The sequence below is a fragment of the Pseudarthrobacter sp. NKDBFgelt genome (assembly GCF_046097905.1).
GTDB classification, from domain to species: domain Bacteria; phylum Actinomycetota; class Actinomycetes; order Actinomycetales; family Micrococcaceae; genus Arthrobacter; species Arthrobacter polychromogenes.
Genome location: NZ_JBJURL010000225.1, coordinates 1 through 500, shown reverse-complemented (window position 1 = coordinate 500; position 500 = coordinate 1). Strand labels below are relative to the sequence as shown.

The window sequence follows — 500 nt, the reverse complement described above, 5'->3', positions numbered from 1 at the left end:
GTATCCGCAACCGCATTGAGCCCCCGGCCCCGATCGACAAGGACCTCTATACCCTCGAACTGGTGCAGGCCCCCGACCCGCTCGCGTCCGACCCGGGCCGGGCCGTCACGATCGTCGACGTAACCCTGACAGGGGCACCGTGGGAGGTGGAGTTCTGATGCGCACGCACGACGTGAGGAAGTTCCGGGCCGTGGGCGCTCGGCTCGACTGGCTGGACATCGCCCGCCGCATGCTGCGGGCCGGGCACGGCGAGGGGATCGACGACGCGCTGCTCGAACGGCTCAAGGAGCGCGGCCCGGACACCCGGCTGGCCTGGGGGTGCTCCGCAGACCTGGGCGTGCCGCGCGATGCGTTCATGGTGTGGGGCCGGCCGGTGCGGGACCGCCGGCTGCGGAACGCCGAGCTAATCGGCGTCCCCGTCGACGAGGGGGAGCTGGTCTGGTGGGGCGGTGAGGAGGCCGCGCACGTGCAGGTCCGGTCCCAGGTGCAGGACCCGGCCC

At 72.8% G+C, this 500-nt stretch carries 1 protein-coding gene; it reads left to right on the top strand.

What is annotated here, in order from left to right; translation table 11 throughout:
• Positions 1-157 precede the first annotated feature (157 nt).
• The coding region (locus ACKAE7_RS21270; protein WP_408980261.1) for a hypothetical protein at positions 158-500 on the top strand (343 nt) is incomplete at its 3' end.